This window comes from Bacillus sp. ISL-78 (assembly GCF_018613455.1).
In the GTDB taxonomy this organism is placed as follows: domain Bacteria; phylum Bacillota; class Bacilli; order Bacillales; family DSM-1321; genus Peribacillus; species Peribacillus frigoritolerans.
On the sequence record NZ_JAGGQC010000021.1, the window covers coordinates 1 to 20,452 of the forward strand.

Annotated in this window: 16 protein-coding genes and 1 pseudogene; 6 read left to right on the forward strand and 11 right to left on the reverse strand. The window is 41.0% G+C overall.

The genetic code is table 11. The features are described 5' to 3' along the window. Window positions 1–624: 624 nt before the first annotated feature. Together J7I96_RS18930 and J7I96_RS18935 are read left to right on the forward strand one after the other, a co-directional pair. A complete protein-coding gene (locus J7I96_RS18930; RefSeq protein ID WP_214774764.1) occupies window positions 625–1,383 on the forward strand; it encodes an alpha/beta hydrolase in 759 nt (252 codons plus the stop codon). 77 nt (window positions 1,384–1,460) lie between these two features. Beyond that, entirely contained in the window at window positions 1,461–1,631 is a 171-nt protein-coding gene (locus J7I96_RS18935) for a CsbD family protein (protein WP_098866101.1), read from the forward strand. A 104-nt stretch (window positions 1,632–1,735) separates the two neighbouring features. Here J7I96_RS18935 and J7I96_RS18940 read toward each other — a convergent pair whose 3' ends face one another. From J7I96_RS18940 to J7I96_RS18960, 5 genes are all read right to left on the reverse strand, one after another. Beyond that, entirely contained in the window at window positions 1,736–2,878 is a 1,143-nt protein-coding gene (locus J7I96_RS18940) for a PP2C family protein-serine/threonine phosphatase (protein ID WP_214774762.1), read from the reverse strand. A 276-nt stretch (window positions 2,879–3,154) separates the two neighbouring features. After that, entirely contained in the window at window positions 3,155–3,988 is an 834-nt protein-coding gene (locus tag J7I96_RS18945) for a CheR family methyltransferase (RefSeq protein WP_214774760.1), read from the reverse strand. Window positions 3,989–4,016: 28 nt separating this feature from the next. Next, the gene (locus J7I96_RS18950; RefSeq protein ID WP_214774758.1) at window positions 4,017–6,818 is read right to left on the reverse strand and encodes a response regulator; all 2,802 of its coding nucleotides are present in this window, start codon (window positions 6,816–6,818) and stop codon (window positions 4,017–4,019) included. A gap of 286 nt (window positions 6,819–7,104) precedes the next feature. Then, a complete protein-coding gene (locus J7I96_RS18955; RefSeq protein WP_396020118.1) occupies window positions 7,105–8,421 on the reverse strand; it encodes a hemolysin family protein in 1,317 nt (438 codons plus the stop codon). 179 nt (window positions 8,422–8,600) lie between these two features. Beyond that, window positions 8,601–9,056, reverse strand: coding sequence for a MerR family transcriptional regulator (locus tag J7I96_RS18960; protein WP_251025482.1), 456 nt, complete (start codon window positions 9,054–9,056; stop codon window positions 8,601–8,603). 562 nt (window positions 9,057–9,618) lie between these two features. On the opposite strand from J7I96_RS18960, the gene J7I96_RS18965 reads away from it, so the two are divergent. After that, window positions 9,619–10,047: a DUF4395 domain-containing protein gene (locus J7I96_RS18965; RefSeq protein ID WP_214774756.1), complete on the forward strand. Its 429-nt coding sequence runs from the start codon at window positions 9,619–9,621 to the stop codon at window positions 10,045–10,047. A gap of 39 nt (window positions 10,048–10,086) precedes the next feature. Here the strand turns inward: J7I96_RS18965 and J7I96_RS18970 are convergent, their stop codons facing one another. The 4 genes from J7I96_RS18970 to J7I96_RS18985 all read right to left on the reverse strand — a co-directional run bounded on the left by J7I96_RS18970 (window position 10,087) and on the right by J7I96_RS18985 (window position 14,702). Then, complete coding sequence (locus J7I96_RS18970) at window positions 10,087–11,841, reverse strand: FTR1 family protein (protein WP_214774754.1); 1,755 nt, start codon at window positions 11,839–11,841, stop codon at window positions 10,087–10,089. Window positions 11,842–11,927: 86 nt separating this feature from the next. Beyond that, window positions 11,928–13,214 carry an iron uptake transporter deferrochelatase/peroxidase subunit gene (efeB, locus tag J7I96_RS18975; protein WP_214774752.1) on the reverse strand — a complete coding sequence of 429 codons (1,287 nt, stop codon included), beginning with the start codon at window positions 13,212–13,214 and terminating at the stop codon, window positions 11,928–11,930. Then, window positions 13,215–14,060 carry an iron uptake system protein EfeO gene (gene efeO / locus J7I96_RS18980; RefSeq protein WP_214924354.1) on the reverse strand — a complete coding sequence of 282 codons (846 nt, stop codon included), beginning with the start codon at window positions 14,058–14,060 and terminating at the stop codon, window positions 13,215–13,217. 162 nt (window positions 14,061–14,222) lie between these two features. Next, window positions 14,223–14,702 (reverse strand): MarR family winged helix-turn-helix transcriptional regulator, encoded by a 480-nt coding sequence (locus J7I96_RS18985; protein ID WP_214774748.1) that lies wholly within the window; start codon window positions 14,700–14,702, stop codon window positions 14,223–14,225. Between the two features lie 130 nt (window positions 14,703–14,832). Between J7I96_RS18985 and J7I96_RS18990 the strand changes: the two genes are divergently transcribed. Together J7I96_RS18990 and J7I96_RS18995 are read left to right on the forward strand one after the other, a co-directional pair. Beyond that, window positions 14,833–16,347 (forward strand): MDR family MFS transporter, encoded by a 1,515-nt coding sequence (locus J7I96_RS18990; protein WP_214774746.1) that lies wholly within the window; start codon window positions 14,833–14,835, stop codon window positions 16,345–16,347. Window positions 16,348–16,477: 130 nt separating this feature from the next. After that, window positions 16,478–17,188, forward strand: coding sequence for an SGNH/GDSL hydrolase family protein (locus J7I96_RS18995; RefSeq protein ID WP_214774744.1), 711 nt, complete (start codon window positions 16,478–16,480; stop codon window positions 17,186–17,188). A 34-nt stretch (window positions 17,189–17,222) separates the two neighbouring features. On the opposite strand, the gene def is transcribed toward J7I96_RS18995, so the two are convergent. Next, a complete protein-coding gene (gene def / locus J7I96_RS19000; RefSeq protein WP_101225705.1) occupies window positions 17,223–17,801 on the reverse strand; it encodes a peptide deformylase in 579 nt (192 codons plus the stop codon). A 249-nt stretch (window positions 17,802–18,050) separates the two neighbouring features. Between def and J7I96_RS19005 the strand changes: the two genes are divergently transcribed. Next, on the forward strand, window positions 18,051–19,784 hold the full coding sequence (locus J7I96_RS19005) for an AAA family ATPase (protein WP_214774742.1): 1,734 nt from the start codon (window positions 18,051–18,053) through the stop codon (window positions 19,782–19,784). A gap of 420 nt (window positions 19,785–20,204) precedes the next feature. Here the strand turns inward: J7I96_RS19005 and J7I96_RS28875 are convergent. Continuing rightward, window positions 20,205–20,441, reverse strand: a pseudogene (locus J7I96_RS28875) (MFS transporter); the annotation flags it as partial. Window positions 20,442–20,452 lie beyond the last annotated feature (11 nt).

A 20,452-nucleotide genomic window follows, 5' to 3' on the forward strand; every position in this document is an offset into this window, starting at 1 on the left:
ATGTTTGACTTGCTCATTTGCTTTTTTGATAGTGTGTGCTCACTTAAAATTTAACGTTGGCGCTTTGTTTTGTTCAGTTTTCAAAGAGCAATTTCCACAATCGTTCTTTCGAACGGCTGTTTATTCATCATAACACCTTATTGATTAGTTGTCAACTTCTACGAAGTTTTTAACTTATTTTAAATCGCTGTGTTTTTCAGCGACCATTTCATCTTATCATTTTCATAGTAAGAAGTCAATAGTTATTATTTCTTTCAGCAACCTGCCAAAAGCGATGAAGTTTTTTGCATGTCTTAGTTGGTGCTTATTTATATTAATCCCATTTCACTTTAAAGTCAATGCTTTTTCTCCATTTCTTATATTTATATATTACCGGTGATTAACATCTTCAGTTTATCAAAAATTCCAAGACAGCTCTTATATAATCAGAAAGACGAAAGTGACCTGATAAGTATCTTTATATCCTTTTGATGCTTCTTAATAATAGTGAAGTTTTGGAACATAACCAAGTTGACTTCATAATTTTCATTATGCTATTATATAACCAAGTAAAATAATCGGAATAGTTAATTATATTAAAACCTTCTATTAACAAAACTTAGCTAAATCAAAGGAGATGGGAATATGACAGCAGCAATGGTAATACCAGGTGCGGAATCTTTTTTCTTACCCGGCAATTCTATCGGCATCCTTATTTGCCATGGTTTTAACGGAACGCCACAAAGCGTAAGGTATTTAGGTGAAAAATTTGCCGCCAAAGGCTTTACTGTCTTCGCTCCTCGACTGGCAGGCCACGGAACAGATGAATATGAAATGGAATCAATTCATTATCTGGAATGGATACAAGATGTTGAAATGGCTTATGCAAAATTAAAGCGAACCTGCACCCATGTTTTCGCCATCGGACAATCAATGGGAGGCGCCCTAGTTCTTGATTTAGCGACAAAATTGGCTTGTGATGGAATTCTCACCATCAACGCCGCTCTCAAAGTTCCTGAATATGAAAGATATCGTAACCAATCGGTTCCACGCTTCATTCCCGAAGGCAAGCCTGACATCAAAGACGATACACCTAAAGAAATCACATATGAGCAAGTTCCGTCCAAAGCGATTAATCAATTGCTTGATATAATGGAACATACCAGTCAAAAACTAATAGACGTTTCGTGCCCGATTCTTATCTTCCATTCACCAGAAGACCACGTTGTACCGGACTCGTGTTCCTATCAGATTTACGATACTGTCATGTCCGGTGATAAAGAGATGGTGCGCCTTGAAAATTCATATCATGTGGCCTCATTGGATCATGACAAGGATCATATCATTGAACGGTCATATCAGTTCATCCAAAGGTTAAATAAAAGGGCTATAATCGCTTCTTAAACTTCCTCCATAAAAAACAGGTTTATCCCTACTCTTCATGGGTATATTCAGTATATAAAGAAAAAGGAGGTAACATAATGAGCGGTTTATCAGACAAAGTAAAAGGCGCTGTAAATAAGGTTAAAGGTGAAACGAAAGACCAAGTCGGAAACGCGAAAAATGATCCTCACTTACAGGCAGAAGGTAAAGTCGATAAATTAAAAGGCAATCTCCAAGATGGCATTGGTAAATTAAAAAATGACCGTTAATTACAAATAGCCGAATATATGATTCACTCTCTTAACACATTCTCATTTCATATACCCTCTATTATAGAGAAGAGGCGGCAGATAATCTGCCGCCTCTTCCTTGTTCAATTAGCTTGAATAACAACAACACACATATCATCAGGTTGATCTTGCTGCATTTCCGGGGACATCAAAAAGTCGATAGGGGGAGATTCTTTACAATCGAACCATCTCGTCAAGACCGCTTCTTTTATTTGGTCGAGCCCTTCCGTCCCTTCTCGATCTATCGCTTCCATGACTCCATCCGTAAATAGCATAAGCTGAATCTTCTCTTCATAATGAATGACTGACTTCTCTATTTTCATTTCGGTGAAGAAACCAACAGGGCATGTCCCTTTTGAAAGTGAGGCCACTTTTCCATCGTCCATTAAAGCAAAGCCCGGAGGATGTCCGGCATTCACATATTCCACAGCCTTTTGCTCTGTATCAATGACCATATAAATCGCGGTAAAATAATAATGCACTGGATTATCTTCTTTATTAAGGGTACTCATCCAGCGATTCATTTCGTTTATTACTGCCACCGGATCCGTATGTATCCTGATGGCATCCCTCAATACGGAGGAAATGAACATGCACACAAGTGATGCGGATATGCCATGCCCCATCATATCCAGCAGGATGATACCATACCGACTTTCATCGATGCGGTGCCAATAGTACATATCCCCTGCCAATTTATTCGCAGGTAAGTATGATGCCCTTATAGTTAGGTGGTCATTTATAATGGGTTCACTTAATAAGCTACTTTGAACCTGCATGGAAAGGTCCAATTCATTGCGGATTTTTTCATCCTGCATTTTATGCCAATCTTTTTCATATTTAAGTCTTAACCCCACGCGAATCCTCGCAAGTAAATCTATTTTATTGATAGGCTTCATTATATAATCAATTCCGCCAACATCAAGTGCCTCGGCAACCTTGTTTGAATCTTCAAGGGCGGTCACAAAAATTACGGGTATATCTCTAAGGTGAGGAATGCTTTGAAGTCTCCTGCACGCCTCTATCCCATCGATCTCCGGCATCATGATATCGAGCAGAATGATATCAACTGAAGTCTCTTTAGGTTGCGGACTATCCACCTGTAAATATTCAAACATCTCAACAGCTGAAGTTAATGATAGAAAATCCGTATAGCCAGCTCGTTTTAGAATTTTCTCTATAACGAAAAGGTTAACCTGGTTATCATCTACGATTAAAATCGTCATTCTTTCATTCCCCTTTTGGCTTATATCGAGCGGCAACATTTATCTTTTTTATATGAAACAGTACTTTTATAGAGCTCCCTTAACAGGGATTTTTCCATTATATTATAACGAAGTTCAGTCTCTTTTAATAATAATAAACTGCAGTAGAGATTCTGTATGGAGACCAACTCATTATATATACCCCTATCTCCGATGCCTTAAACATAGTAATGCAAAAAAAGTGAAAAATTCTCTAATCAAAAAGAAAGAGTCCGCATAAATGCGAACTCTTTCTTTTTACAGTTTCCGATAAATCCGTTCCTTTGAATCAAAGTCCTCATAATCCTCCGAAAAGGATGATGTACGAAGTGTTTCCTTGCTGCCAACCGCAAGGAAGCCGTCTTTACAAAGGCTGTCATAAAACAACTGATTAACATAGGTCTGCAATTCACCGGTAAAATAAATCATCACATTCCGGCACATGATGATATGGAACTCATTGAACGAACCATCTGTAACTAAATTATGCTGGAAAAACACAATGTTTTTTAGGAGATCCGAATCAAGATAAGCATTTTGATAATCGGTTGTATAATACTCCGAAAATTCCTGGTTACCTCCAGCTTGCAGATAGTTTTTCGTATAAGACTGCATTCTATTTAAAGGTAATATCCCTTTTTCCGCATGACGGAGGACTTCATCATTCATATCAGTGGCATATATCCTTGCCTTATCATAAAGTCCTTCTTCCTTGAGGATGATCGCCATGGAAAAGGCTTCTTCACCGGTTGAACAACCCGCATGCCAAATTCTGATTTCCGGAAGTTTTTTCAGGAGCGGTACAAGATTTAAACGAAAGGCTTTAAAGAACTCCGGATCGCGAAACATTTCAGTGACATTTATTGAAAAATCTTTCAAAAGCTTCTCGACATACCCTTTTTCATATAAAACCATTTCTATCATTCCGCTAATCCTGCGTATATGGTCCAGTCTCATTCTATTTTCAACTCTTCTTTTAATTGAAGAGCGCATATATTTGCGAAAGTCAAAGCCAGAAACGGAATAAATGGCCTCTAACAATAATTCGATTTCTAAATCTTCTCTTTCTTCAATCGTTAAAGTATCCTTCATGAAAATCCTTCCTCACCCATACTATCAATCAATTAGTCAGCCATACTCTTAGGACGGATAGCAGCTGATCCAATTTTAATGGTTTGCTGACATAATCGGAAGCGCCGGCCTTCAGGCATTTTTCCCTATCGCCTTTCATCGCTTTCGCAGTTAACGCGATGATTGGAAGATCCTCGAATTTACTTTGCTCGCGGATTCTGGTCATCGTTTCGTAACCGTCCATACCAGGCATCATGATATCCATCAATATTACATCTATATTGTTTCCTTTTTCAAGTAGATCCAAACATTCAAAGCCGTTTTCAGCTGTAAGGATTTCCATCCCCTCATGCTTCAGCGCATTTTTCAGGGCAAATATATTACGGTGATCATCATCGACGACCAGTACCGTTTTATTGCAGAATGGTTTTGCCTTATCCCGATCTTCTTCTTCCAACATACCTGCATCCGGTTCTCCCCGATCGCCAAAAGGCGCTGCAGAATCATCGTGGTTAGCTGCTGCCACTTCCGGAGAAGCAGCTATTGCTTCGTCGACATTTTTGAAACCCTCTGGCATGCTTGGAATAAAGAAAGTAAAGGTACTGCCTTGCCCTTCTTCACTATCTACAATGACCCAGCCTCCCAGAAGTTTGGCAAACTCCCGACAAATCGATAGCCCAAGCCCTGTACCGCCATATTTTCTCATTGTAGCTCCATCACCTTGCTGGAATGCTTCAAAGATAAGTTTTTGCTTCTCTTTTGATATTCCGATGCCAGTATCCGTCACCTTAATTTCAACCCAATTGCTTGCTCCTTTTGTCTGTATCCATTGTGCTACATTTTCTTCATCAGCTTTTTTGATTTGGACAGACACAGAACCTTTTTCCGTGAATTTAAATGCATTGGATAGCAGGTTTTTCAAAATTTGCTGGAAGCGCTGTTCATCCGTAAAGAAAATATCCGGAACGTTTTTACTTTTTTCGATTATGAAGTCAATGTTCTTTTTCTTCGCTACATGATCGAAGTTACGGTGCAATAACTCAGGAAGCTCACTCAAATTCATTTCATCAAAGACCACTTCAAGCTTTCCGACTTCAACTTTTGATAAATCCAAAATGTCATTGATCAACGTTAATAAGTCTTGGCCTGATGAATTGATGACACGAGCGAATTCCTGTTGCTCTTCATTCAATTTACTATCATTAGGATCTGAAAGCATTTCTGATAAAATCAGGATACTATTGAGAGGTGTCCGCAATTCATGGGACATATTTGCCATGAACTCCGATTTATATTTTGAACTTAACTTCAATTCTTCCGCTTGTTTTTCAAGATTCAATTTAGCGACTTGAAGTTCTTTCGACTTTTCTTCCGTTTCACGATTTCTCTCTTCCAATTGTTCATTGATCATTCGCAACTCTTCAGCCTGTGTTTGCAGTTCCTCCGATTGGGCTTGCATTTCCTCTGACTGTGATTGCAATTCTTCCGATTGAGCCTGTAACTCTTCAGTCTGTGCCTGTGATTCTTTCAATAAACGCTCTATTTCCATCCGGCCCTCTACATTATTGATCGTGATGCCCAGAGTATCAAGAACATGGTTCAGGAACGTTTTTTGCAGCTTCGTAAAGGCCTCCAAACTCGCCAGTTCAACCATCGCCACCACTTCATCCTCAAAAATGACTGGCGCAATGACAATGCTTTTCGGGTTGACTTCCCCCAATCCTGTCGTAACCAATTGGAAATCTTCAGGGATATCTTCGATGACTTTGGATTTCTTTTCAAGGGCGCATTGACCGATCAAACCTTCGCCAAGACGGAATTCACGCCTGCCCGAATCTTCGCCATCTCCAGCAAAGCTGGCAAGCTTCACAAACCGCATATCCACACCCTTACCCCGTTTGACGTAAAAAGCTCCAATTGAAGCACCCATCATCGGTGCAAGTCTTGTAATGAACCGGTCAGCAAGGACTTCCACATCAACAATGCGCTGATACATGGTAGCTATATCTGCCACACGGGTCTGAATCCAGTTCTGTTCACTGATCTTTTCAGTGAAATCTTTTTCTCTTTGGTTATAGATTTCAAGCGATTCCGCCATATCATTGAACGACTTCGCTATATCCCCAATTTCATCAGTGGTCCGAACCGGAATTCTTGGTATGACCGACAAATTGTTAAAATCGATATTTTTGATGACCTTCGTAATCGATTGCAGATCTTTCGAAGTGCTCCGAATCATCCAAACAACCGTTACGGAAATGACCAAAATGCTGAGAATAACCGCAAAAATTACAAAACCGATCATATCTTCATAGGTTTGTTTCGAATTACTTAAGGTATCTTTCATGACACCTTCTTGGTAATCCTTAAATTCATCCATCGTACTGATGACTTTCGTTCGTTTTTCCCTTTGGTCATCCATCAGGCTTGAAAGATTATCAGAAGAGTTTCCCGATTTTATCTTTTGAATGATCTCAGCCTCCGTTATGGAGTAAGAAGCATATTGGGTCTCGAACTCTTTCAATAGCTGCTTCGCTTTCGCCTTATTTAACGAACCTGATAACCCGGCAATTTTTGATTCAATCAGATTATGATTTTCATTGATGATTTCGAGGCTCTCTGCTCTTTCTTCTTTATTTGCATCATTAGCTGCAAACAAAATCTCACGGTCCGACCTAGAAAAAAGCTGACGGATTTCCATCGAAGCTTGAACCTTTTCATAGCGATTTTCAACTATTTCAGTCATGCTGCTCTTTAAATTGTTTAGCGTAATCATCATGAATGAAAGTAAAATAGCCAAGAAAAGCAAGATCAAACCAAATCCCAACATTTGCTTTTTCTTAAAACCCATTTTCCCGCCCACCTTCAATACTTATTTATACCAGCCCGAAATGATGGCATTGCAAAATACCAGAACTCACTTTATATTCTTTGAAATGATATATAGATAGTTTCATTGTTCAAAATCAATTTTAACATTTTCCAAGCTAAAATGGTTACCCACACTATCATTTTACATGAATTCCTTTTCCAATTCAGTAACAGTCTGCCTTACCATTGTCATAAACACCCAAATGAATGTTTCATACATAATAAAAGCCGAAAGTTTTCACTTTCGGCTTTTGGTGTGATCCCGTTTATTTAATCTTCTTCACTTCAACATATAAAATATGGTGGCCGTCCATTTCCTTTACAGTAAATTCATATCCGGCGTATTCAATTCTATCCCCAACAGCGATTTCAAATCTGCCTGTCAGGAACCATCCTCCCAATGTATCGATATCTTCCTCCGGCAAATCGATCGCAAGGGTATCATTGACATCTTCAACCAATGTTTTAGCATCGAATACATAATGCCCTTCATCAATTTTTTGAATGAGCGGACGTTCATCCTGATCAAATTCATCACGGATTTCCCCGACGATTTCTTCAAGGATGTCTTCAACCGTTACAAGACCAGCTGTTCCGCCATATTCATCGGTCAAAACTGCCATATGGATCCTTTCCTTCTGCATTTTCAGCAGCAGATCATGAATGGCGATCGTTTCAAGAACACGGATGATTGGTGTTACAAAGGAATCCACCGTCAAAGCCGTTACATTATCTTCTGTAATCGTCGCTGTATAAAGGCGTTTGATATTGACCATTCCCACGACATTGTCTTTATCACCGTCTATGACCGGATACCTTGTGTATTGTTCTTCTTGAATCAGTTCAACAACTTCCAATAATGGCATGCCTTTTTCGATAACGGTCATTTCCGTACGCGGAACCATGATTTCATTGGCAATACGTTCATCAAATTCAAATATCTGATTGACATATTTGTATTCCGATTGGTTGATCTCACCGCTTTTATAGCTTTCCGATAAAATGATGCGCAGCTCTTCTTCGGAATGGGCCATTTCGGACTCGGACGCAGGCTTTAATCCGAACATGCCCGTCAGGAGACGTGCAGAACCATTCAGTAACCAAATGAATGGGTACAAAATGCGGTAAAAGAGAATTAACGGCTTTGCAAATAGCAAGGTCACCTCTTCTGCCTTTTGAATCGCAACCGTTTTCGGGGCGAGTTCGCCGACTACAACGTGAAGGAATGTCACGGAACCGAACGCAATCAGGAACGAGATGATGTGACTTACAGATTCCTCTAATCCCCATTTAGTGAACAATGGTTTTAAGATCGCCTCGACCGTCGGTTCACCCAACACCCCTAGACCTAAGGCGGTTACTGTAATCCCCAATTGACAGGCAGATAAGTACTCATCGATATGCGATGTCACTTTCTTGGCTGCGAGGGCATTTCTATGCCCTTCTTCAATTAATTGATTGATCCGGGAGCTTCTGACTTTCACGATTGCAAATTCCGATGCAACGAAAAATGCGGTTAATGCTATTAATGCAGCTACTGCCAATAATTTTATAAAAATCTCCAATATGTGCGGGTTCGCCATATAGTTCCAATCCTACTGATCTTCGGATTAGACATATACAGCTTAATCCCAAGCACCTCCTGTATAAATGGTTATTTTCGTTTAATAAGCGATTTTCCCCTTATAACATGAACCAAAACCATTTAGCCTATATCGTTAATATGCACCTTTGTGCATAAAACTATAGAAATAAATTTTAATCATACGAGCAACACTAGTAATGATTGGATCAAGGCCATGCTTTCACGGGATATCTGTTTTTTTAGAAGAAGCTCACTTTTTCCGTCCTTTTCAATCAAGCTGATGAATTCCTGAAGTTCTTCGTTCAGGTCATCCATTTTATTCTTGAGCTGAAGACCTTTTGCCTCAATTGCTGATGCGGCTTCCTTATCCTTTTTAAGTATTTCTTTAATATCTTCCAATGAAAGGTTTTCTCTTTTGTATCCTTCGATACGGCGGAGCCTTTCAAGTTCACCTACTGAATAATAACGGTAATTAGAGGCGGAACGTTCTGCTTTAAGCAAGCCAAGATTCGTATAATAATCTACGGTTCGTTTCGTAACATTCGCCATTTCCGCCAACTCGCCAATTTTTAAAGTCTCGTTCCCAACATAGCCCCTCCTAACCGTCACGTTATGGTTTAGACAAATCTTCATGACGTTTTATTCTATTCTATAATCGTACATTATTTTAATTGAAATGAAAAATATTTATTATGCTCTTTACCCCTTATTGGAAAAATAAAAACCGATTAATTGAATAATCGGTTCATTTTTTGAGAGTGTATAAAATATGAACGTTGATTGGAACGTAAGGCACTCGTTTTCCGCGGGCGGTCCGGGAGCCTCGAACAACCGCTCCAATCAACTTTGTTTAAAAATTAAGATGGAACCCTTTTTATCTATTCCAGTGGAGTTTATTTTTTTGTTTTAACTGAGAATTGATTGCTCAGTATCTTAGGACCGCACTGGCATAGGGAAGAATGCTTTAGCTTTTTTATTGGTGTTCCACATGTTTCACAAACTTTTGCTACCATTTATACTGTCCTCCTAACTTTTGTTTCATGATAAATATATTATACTGCTTTTATAATAATAATCAATACTAAATTAAAATAATTATAAACAAGGATACCTTTTGTTTTATTAACCATTCTCTTCACATATGATTAAATTAAGGATAAAATATAATAAAACACATAAGGAAGGTTGGTATTGTATGTCGAGTGAAATTCGTTCCATTCCCCGTCCCTTAGTACGTACGAATCAATGGGTCATTTTGTTAAGCGCAGCCACCGCCTTATTGACGGGACAAATATGGATATTAGCCATTCCTTTAACAGCGGGGCTTTTGGGTCTTCTCTTTAATTTCAATCCAGTGATGCGTCTGGCAAAGCTCTTTCTTAAAAAGAAACCGTCCGATTATATTCCTGAAGATCATTCACAGCAACAATTCAACCAGGCAATAGCAGTCGTTTGCTTAGGACTTGGATTCACTTCTTTTTTGCTCGGTTGGAATGTTACCGGTTATATATTTACCTTGATGGTCGGAATGGCTTCACTCATAGCCATTCTTGGATTCTGCATCGGCTGCCTCATCCTTTATCAATGGAAGCAATATTCCTATCGCCGATCACTACGCAAATAGCACACATAAATGGGACTGACATTTGTCAGTCCCATTTTATTATTCGGTTGCACGTAAGGAATTACTCTTTTTGACCCAAATGGCGGCCAATGCAATCAGCAATAATAATACAGCTTGCGGCACCAGCGTTTCCATTGTTGGATAAAGACCTATCGTTTCTGCAAATGGGAAGGAGCTGATCGTATTTGTCTGTATCACTTGAGAAACCTGAAGTGAGTGGATGGAGACTCCAAGAATCTTGAAAGCCAAGGCATATATGAGTATCGTTGCCACTTTAAAGAATAGGGTCATCGGTAATTTCACACTGTACCGCAGCATGATGAAACCAATTACCACTAAAATGAGGAAGGCAAGGAAAATCCCGCTCAGCAGCTGCTTTAATTCCATATAAGGAGCCATTCCAGCATAAAAGATAATCGTCTCGGCACCTTCACGGAAGATGGATAGAAAACTGATTAAAGCGAAAGAGATGATGCTCCCCGTCGCAATGGCTTGGTTCATTTGCTTGCTGATATATCGGTTCCATGCATGGACGTTCGATTTACTATGAAGCCAAAGACCAATTGTCAACATCATCAATACGGCTATTATCCCAGTGATTCCCTCAATATATTCACGGCTTGAAGCAGCCGTGATCTGAGAGAAAACGATATTGATTATGACCGCCAATATGGAACTGGCAACTAACCCCGCACCAACTCCTGTCCAAATCCATTTTTGTTTGTCCGCTTGCCCGATTTTCTTTAGGAAAGACAGCAATGTAGCTACAATCAAGAGGGCTTCCAATCCTTCCCGTAAAAGGATCAGAGCTGCATCCCATGTTGTATAACCTGTATCCTCAATTAAAGGGAGTAACCTTGTGTTTAAATCGGTTACGATTCCCTTTGCTTCATCCGCCTTTACCTTTTTCGATTGCAATAGGCTGATTGCCGTCGGGACCTTCGTTTCCATATCGCTGTAAAGTTTGCTGTCCCTTGTGGAAACCTCCCCTTCGACATTAGGCCAAATTGTTAAGATTTCATTTAGCTTATCAACGGCAGAATCGATTTCATCCTTTTCAATATCCGTTGCACTTCCTTGTAAAAGTTGTGTTACATCCCCAAGTGAATAGGTGTTCTTCTGGCTTCCTACTTCAACTTTACCAGCAAGGAAATCCTCGATTAAACCCTTCAATTCAGTTAGACTTTTTTGGGCTTTTTCCGGATCAGGAGGGTCTTGGGTAATCGCTATCCGCACAAAGGCCATTTTCGTTTCAAACTCACCATATGCAGCAACACTTTTCTCCCTGACAATGACCTCTGCATCGGTCCATTGATTCAGGAGATTGGTATATTGAACTTTAGCTTGATCAAAGTCACCTTCAGTTATCAATGCCTCCAACTTATCTATTAATGGAAGTATCGCTTGTAACCGTTCTTTATAGTCAGTCTTGTCAACAGGGTTTTCGTTTGTATCATAAATAACAAGCGTACTTGATAATGCCGATAATCGCTTTTTGATTTCATCTGTGGAGGTTTGGTCGCTAACAGCACGTTTTACTGCGGATAGCTTCTCGTCGACTTTCCTCGCACTTTCGCTGTCCGTTTTTATCGTTTTCCAATCTTGCTCGAATAGCTCGATATTTTTCGATACTTCCTCAAGGTCGCCTGATTTCACCTTCATTAAACTATCGCCAATATAAACAAAGAGCTGATCGTGGTTTTCACCCGCCGAAACCATCTTAATATCAGTCGAAAGAAATAAAAGACTGACGACTAAAACAAATATTCCACTCTTCCATCTAGAAACGGTCATAGTGGTCCCTCCTTATTCATGAACTAAAATCGCCAACTGGATAATATCCATGCTGGCGATTTTCACATCCTCATTTGAAATGATATTTATCCAAAAAGGGAATCCCCGATATAGCCACCCTTATTCACACCTGGTAAACAAGCGAACATGGCACTGCCCCTGTGAACGATATATTCGTTGAGCTTATCATTTTTTGCCAGTCGCTCTTGTATCGGTATGAATTGTTTACTTGGGTTTCGCTGAAAACAAATGAATAGCAAGCCTGCATTGAAGCTCCCTGTTTTGGGATCCATTCCATCTGCATATGAATATGGACGCCGCAATATCTTTGCTTTTCCGTCCCCTCTGGAGAGACTTACATGTGAATCTTCTGGAATGATCCGATTTCCATTTGGGTCTTTAGCTTCGAGATCCACGGTATCGAACTCATTTTTCATTCCTAGTGGAGCTCCACTGTCGCGATGACGGCCAAATGTATTTTCTTGTTCTTTCAAAATAGTCCGGTCCCAAACTTCAATGTACATCTGGATTCGCCGCACCACCATATAACTGCCTCCAACAAGCCAGTCGGGACCGTCCTCGCCCTTCACCCAAACATGCTCATTCATTTCATTATTATCATTCGTATCCGGATTGACGGTCCCATCCTTAAACCCGAAAAGGTTCCGCGGTGTCGTTTTTTGTGAATCGGCTTGCTTAGTCCGTTGAAAACCTGTTTGTGCCCAATGAATGATCGCTTTCCCTCTGCCGATCCTCACTAAGTTCCGGACGGCATGGAAAGCCACTTGAAGATCATCTGCACATGCTTGAATACAAATATCACCACCGCACCATTCTTCATCTAACGCATCTAAAGGGAATTGGGGCAGGTCCTTTAATTCAGCAGGCCTTTTTGATTTCAAACCAAATCGATCTTTGCCATCCTTCGAAAACAGGGTCGGACCCACTCCAAAAGTGATTGTTAAATTGGAAGGTGATAATTCTTTCGCTTCCCCCGTATCCTTTGGGGGCATATTCGTATTAAGTGATGTATCACCAATCAAATTCCCCGCTGTCATCTGAGCCGCAGCCTCTGTCCAATCCTTGAATAATTGGATTAAGTCTGATCTTTTATCCGTGGTTACCTCCAATGACGCGAAGTAAAGGTTATCTTGCGCTTCAGTGGTGATACCAGCTTGATGCGCTCCATAAAAAGGTACAATATCCTTAGTTTGTCCCTTCGCCTTTTGTTCAGAAAGTGTCAGCAGCCCGCCAAATCCGGATGCCCCTATCACGACTCCGATTCCACCCACTCCTGCCGTTTTCAGCATGTTACGACGACTCACCTTTTTTGTAAAAAGTCCGGTTTCGTCTTTCGGCGTTTGTTCTTTCAATTAAGATTCCTCCGTTACAATCCCTATTTGCGAAAGTGGTTCAGCCAATGCATCAATTGCTTGACTTAACTCTTTGACTTCAGATTCCTTTAAATCCGTATATGAGATGTATCCATCCCCTTCTTTATGCTTTTCAAGCAAACCGTATACATCGTCAAAACGTTGTTGGATTTCCTCAGCTAGCTTCGCATCCTTTTCTTTTAGAGCTGGAGTAAGCAGTTCATAGATCTTCTCCGCACCTTCAACATTAGCCACGAAATCATATAAATCGGTATGGGAGTATCGGTCCTCTTCTCCCGTCACTTTACTTGTTGAAACTTCATTCAATAAATCCACCGCACCCGTGATCAACAAATCGGGTGTTACCTCAACCGTTTCAACTTTGGCACGAAGCAAATTGACATCACTCATTAATTGATCAGCAAACTTTTCGTATCCTTTCGTTGTATTTTCTTGCCATAACCCCATTTCAATCCTATGGTAACCGCCCCAATCTTCATCTTTGACATCCCCTTTACGCGCATCTATTTTGGGATCAAGATCGCCAAAAACTTCAGCGATGGGTTCCGCTCTTTCATAATGCATCCGTGCTGGTGCGTATAATTCCTTCGCCTTTTCAATATCACCGGCAGATACGGCCGTGGTGAATTCTTCCGTTGCGTTTACGAACTCTTCTATTTCACCAATGGCATATTCCCGGTACTCGCTAGATACACCATCTAGCTTACTCGCACTCACTTCTTTGGCATTATCATCTGCCTGTTCAGTTCCTTTCTTTTCCTGCGCACAGCCAAATAATAGACTGGTTGATAGTAAGACTGCTAATGACGCCTTTGCTTTCTTCATATTGTATTCTCCCTTTGAAATGATTTGTAGATTCATATTAGCAGATAATGAAATTCATTATCAATATATATTTTAATGGAAACAGACATTGTTCATTCTCTTCCTACGCAGGATAAGTAGCTCCCAGCTGGCTAAAAATAAAAAAGGCAGCCTCCATATCAGCTACCTTTCACGCTCACTCATTAACTTGTCATTTTCTTTATCCATGATTTTTGTGATTTCCTCAACAAATTGATTGATCAATATTAGCTCTTGCTCATTATAAGCTGAGCATAATTCTTTTGTGGCCATGGAGAGCGATTGATAGTGCGATTTTATCTGTTCCTGCCTTTCGGGTATCGGCGCAATCATTACCCGTCTTCCGTCCAATTGATCTCGTTCCCTTTTAACATAACCCGATTTCTCAAGGCGATTGATCAGTGCCGTAACCGAACCCGTGCTCAATCCTGTAATTTTGGATAATTCACCAGCGGTAATCGGTCCTGTTTCATTCAATATTTCAGCACTCTTTAAGTCCGTATGGGACACCCCTATTTTCTGGGCCATATTTTGTTGAAATAAAACGGATCTCATTCCATACCGCTGCAATCTGCGTGTTAAACTCTCTAACAGAGCTGAATTCAACCTATTATCGCTTGACATAAAATGCCACCCCTTTTACACTTGAATTTATCTTGAATATCAAGATAAATGTTTTGTTTCATCTTAACGTTTACCCTTCAACCATGTAAAGGAAAATTCATGAGCTGGTTGAGATGAAGGAGGAAAATAAATGAACGTTCAAAAAAAACAAAAATTCATTGTTGCCGGTTTACTGCTGGGTATCCTGATGTCAGCAATGGATAATACGATTGTTGCGACTGCAATGGGAACGATCGTTTCTGATTTAGGCGGATTTGATAAGTTTGTATGGGTGACTTCTGCCTATATGGTCGCCACGATGGCAAGTATGCCGATTTTCGGTAAGCTTTCGGACATGTATGGAAGAAAGAGGTTTTTTATTTTCGGACTTATAGTCTTTTTGATTGGTTCCGCATTATGCGGCATGGCTCAGAGCATAGTGCAGTTAAGTATCTTCCGTGCAATCCAAGGGATCGGCGGAGGCGCCTTGATGCCTATAGCCTTTACGATTATTTTTGATATTTTCCCACCTGAAAAACGGGGAAAATTAACTGGCCTTTTCGGTGCTGTATTTGGGGCATCAAGCGTATTGGGACCACTTTTAGGTGCTTACATTACTGAATACTCCAGCTGGCACTGGATTTTCTACGTCAATGTTCCGATTGGGATCATTTCTTTATTTTTCATCTGGAATTATTACAAGGAGTCACCCAACACCCAGGAGCAAAAAATTGATTGGGGTGGCGCAGCAACTCTCGTCATAGCCGTTATCAGCTTAATGTTCGCTCTTGAACTAGGCGGGGAGTATGGTTGGAGTTCCTCGCCCATCATAGGCCTGTTTGCCAGTTTTGTGGTTTTCTTCGTTTCATTTTTCTTTTTCGAAAAAAGGGCAAAAGATCCAATCATTTCATTATGGCTGTTTAAAAGGCGATTATTTGCCACTTCTCAAATTTTAGCCATTCTTTATGGCGGTACATTCATTATTTTAACCGTTTATATCCCGATTTTCGTACAGGCAGTTTACGGTGGTTCCGCAACAAATGCCGGACTGATCCTAACTCCCATGATGCTTGGTTCTGTATTCGGCAGTGCAATTGGCGGGATATTCAATACAAAGACAAGCTTTCGTAACTTAATGACGGTTTCCGTCATCTGTTATTTTGCAGGAATGCTTTTATTAGGGACCATCACCCCTGATACCAGCAGGACTTTATTAACTTTGTACATGATTTTGACTGGATTTGGCATGGGCTTTTCCTTCTCCCTTTTGCCTATAGCATCCATCCACAACTTGGAACCTAGATTCCGGGGTTCGGCCAACTCAACGAACTCCTTCCTCCGTTCTTTTGGGATGACACTCGGTGTAACGATATATGGAGCGATTCAGAACAATGTATTCACAAGTAAAATGACGGATGCGTTTAAAGGAATGCAAGGAAGCCCGGATACAGCCGGATTGATGGAGGACCCACGCCAGCTCTTCCAATCGGAAGCACGTGCGGAGATTCCGGATTTTATCCTGGATAAAATCGTTCATGCGATGTCCGATTCGATTTCATTCATCTTCACCTTGGCTCTCATTCCGATCGGTCTTGCAGCCATCACTGTGTTCTTCATGGGAAAAACAAGGGTGGAAACACCTTCAAAAAAGGAATCCTTACAATAAACAAAAAGCGCTGCACTTCCAGCGCTTTTTTGTATTTTCATCTCCCTTCAATAAAGGAGGTGAAGATTGCCGAAAATATCATTCCACTACTAAAATATAAGTAATACATTCACATACCGAGGTGAGAAGTTTGAAGATCGTATGTTTTGGAGACAGTTTAACCAGAGGCATTTCTTATGTTAGGGGGCGCCTTCGCATCATTAAAGAAAATTATCCAAACTCTTTAGCTAAGCTAACAGAATCTTTGCCATTCGTCGAAGTGTTGAATAAAGGGGTTTTCAATGATAACTCCGACCTGTTGGTCAGCCGGATCGAGAAAGACGTCATGTCGGAAAATCCCGATATCGTATTAATAGAGGTCGGTGGAAACGACTGTAACTTCCATTGGGACGAAGTAGTCAAGAATCCAGAAGGTGAACATGAGCCCATCGTTCCAATCGAGCGCTACCTGGAAAATGTCACACAACTTGTCAAGCAGGTTCAGGACAAGCATATAACCCCTTTCCTTTTAACTCTTCCGCCACTGGATCCTGCCAGGTATTACAGATCCATCGCCGATAAGTTCGGTCATTCAATCGGGCATTTCGTTTCCCATGTCGGCGGTATTGAACATTGGCATGGGATGTATAATCGCCAATTGAAAAGCCTTGCAGAGGAATTAAAGGTGCCTTTGATCGACGTCCGTTCCCATATTAAATCCTCCGGAGACTTGGGTACCTTGATTAGCGATGATGGCATCCACCTCACTTCAAAAGGATACCAGCAAATGAGCCTGGCCATTTTCAGTGATTTGCGGAAGCATATGGAAGAAGATATGTTTCCTAAAGCCATAAAACAGTAAAAAGGCAAAGCATGGCGCTTTGCCTTTTTGGGTTTTACAGGCTTTTCACTTCCACGTTTTCCGGAAGCTTGAATGGGTTTTCGGTATTGATCCGATCATAAAACATCATCCCGTTCAAATGATCTAGCTCATGTTGAAACACGATTGCAGCAAAGCCCTTCAGCCGCATCTCTATTTCCTCACCATTACCGTCCAAAGCTTTGATTTTAACCCGTTCATAACGAGGTACATATCCCTTAATGTCACGGTCGACGGAAAGGCAGCCTTCACTTTGCGGTAAATAGATCATTGTGGCAGAATGGCTGATGATTTTCGGATTCACAAGGGCATATTCAAACAGCTTCCCCTTTTCGTCGGGAAAGTACATGACGAACATGCGTTTATTCAAGCCTATCTGATTGGCAGACAACCCAACTCCTTCACGTAAGTTGTACTTCTTTTGGAGTTTTGGGTCCTGGCTGTTTTTCAAGTATTGCATCATGCATTCCAACGTTTCACGATCTTCATCCGAAATCGGCAGGCTAACTTCATCCGTTACCTGACGCAGAATGGGATCACCTTCTCTAACGATATCCTTCATCGTAATCATATAGTCTTTTATAAATTTACTCATAGAACTTCACACTCTTCTACCATTTTATTTTTTCATGACTTAGACCATTTCACTTTAGCATTTTGCATTTAAAAAGTCTAATATGCCGGTTAGATTAAATATTCCTAAATTCCGGACCCTTTAAACCTTCATAATAATTATTATTTCTTGACTTTAACATTATTTACCTTTAATTTAAGGCATAAAGACCTATAGATTACATGTTTAAAAATTTTATACTGAATATATATACTTAAAGGAGATGAAAAATTGAACTCGAACTCTAAATTAGTTTCGAAATTGCTGCCGTTCCTTACGGCTCTCATTGTGATAATTGCTGGAATCAGTTGGTATGCTGTTACTCAGTCAAAGGATATGGTCATTCCTTTTTCATCGGTGGAAAAAACGATTAAAGCCCAAAATGGAGCTACTGTCACCATTGAAGAAAAAAGAAATGGCACTCTTCACATCTCCACACCAGATGGAGAATACGTTTCCAGTATTCCTCCCAACAGTCAAATGATCAACAAACTAGTCGAAACTTATAACGTTCAATATTCTTTTTCATCAACTAATAAATCAGCATTATGGATTTTAGGCGGGTTAATGGCGGCCCTCGTCACAACCGGTGTCATTATACAGAAAAAATCAAAGGGCGGATTGCGGATCGGCAGCAAAAAACAAAGCCTTTCCACCCCAAAACCCCTGCCAGAGATAACTTTGGATGATGTAGGCGGTTTACAATCCGAAATCAAACAGGAAATCCTTCAGACACTTACTACACTAAAGGAACCTGAACGTTCAGCTAAAATTGGAATTAAGCCGCCTCAAGGCATTTTATTATACGGCCCTCCTGGAACGGGGAAAACGCTGCTTGCACAGGCAATTGCAAAAGAGCTTGGTGCAAACTTCTTCTCAACGAGCGGTTCAGCTTTCAACGAAATGTTTGTTGGAGTCGGTGCAGCCCGAGTCCGCAGCCTTTTCCAAAATGCACGTAAGCAATCGCCAGCTGTCATTTTCATCGATGAAGTGGACGCATTGGCTGGTAAAAGGAAACCCCATGGCGGGGAAGAAGGCGAAAAAACGTTAACCGAACTGCTTGTCCAATTGGATGGGGGCCATCCAAATGAAGGCATTTTATTCATTGCAGCGACCAACCGGAAAGATATGCTCGATGAGGCATTTCTACGTCCGGGCAGGATCGATTTCTCTTTCCAAGTCCCACTTCCGGATACACAAGGAAGAAAGGAAATCATCGATATCCATACGAAGGGAAAGCGTCTAGCGACAGATGTCCTGGCTTCACTGGATGAGTTGGCTGAAAGTACATCCGGTTTCTCCGGCGCTGACTTAAGCTCCCTTTTCGATACTGCCTCACGTCATGCCCTGAGGAATGAACAGGATATGATTCATAAACAGGATCTTGATTACGCGATTGACCGTACGATACTTGGAGCGACATCACGTACCTTGAATGATGCGGAAACGAAGCGGCGTGTGGCCATTCATGAAAGTGGACATGCCCTGATTGCTGCTTTGACAAAGCCTGGCTCCGTTAGAAAGGCGACCATCATTCCGCGCGGGGAAGCCCTTGGATATGTAGCGCCGATCCCAAAAGAACTCCATCTGGCAACAGCCAGTGAATTGCTTGATCAAGTCAAAATGATCTTGGCAGGCGGCGTGGCGGAAAGAATGTATTTAGGAGAACATAGCATCGGTGTAGGCGGAGACGTGCAGCAGGCGAAACATCTACTTGAACAAATGGTCGATACCGGAATGCTTCAAGATGGATTCACCCTCACCTTCAATAAAGGCGAGAAGGAGCAAAAGATGCAGGAACTATTTACGAAAGCGATATCTGAAACAGAAATGTTGATTGACTCGAATCGCCTTCAGTATGAAGAGCTCGTTGAAGAGTTGTTGAAAAAAGAGACACTTGAGGGATCTGAAGTTCAGCGTATCGTTGATGCAGCGGAAATAACCAGCATTTGCTCGAATGCATGATACTCTTTTCCGCCGAGCCTTAAGACCTAATATACTATGTAGAGCCTGTTTCCAATCGAACAGGCTCTTTTTTTCATATGTGGTAGTGAGCCGCAAAGCCAGCCTTAATTAACATTTTATGTAGGCAGTCACTATACTGCTAGCAAAATGAAAGGGATGTCACTGGCAAAATCACAGTGGCCTTCCTCTACCAGAAACCTGACTGAATGAGTTACTTATCCGCTTCTGACCTGTTTTACATCCAGGGATTTAGCCATATGTTGTTTCGGTATCTTGGCCTTAAAATCATACTTTTTCAAACGCATTGCAAATAATAGGGCTATGACGAGCAAGCCACAGAACCTAGGAGAGCAAATTGATAGGATATTGAATTAACATGGTGTTCCCCATTCGTTCCTATCGAGCTAGTGCCCACTTCCCCAGAATGCTGGCTAGGATGGCTACACCAATTGCAGAGCCAATCCGGTTTTGTACATTGAACAATGTGGCTGCCATTCCCATCGAAGCAGAGTTGATATTGGTGAAAGTGGAAAACTGTACGGCCACAACAGTACGTCCCAAACAGAAAGTGGTCAGCCCGCTTTCTACAGCTGAAGCATGAAGGGAATGATACATTAACGGGAACACGAAGAGCATCGCCAATAGAAGGAGAGATGATCAGTGAGTAT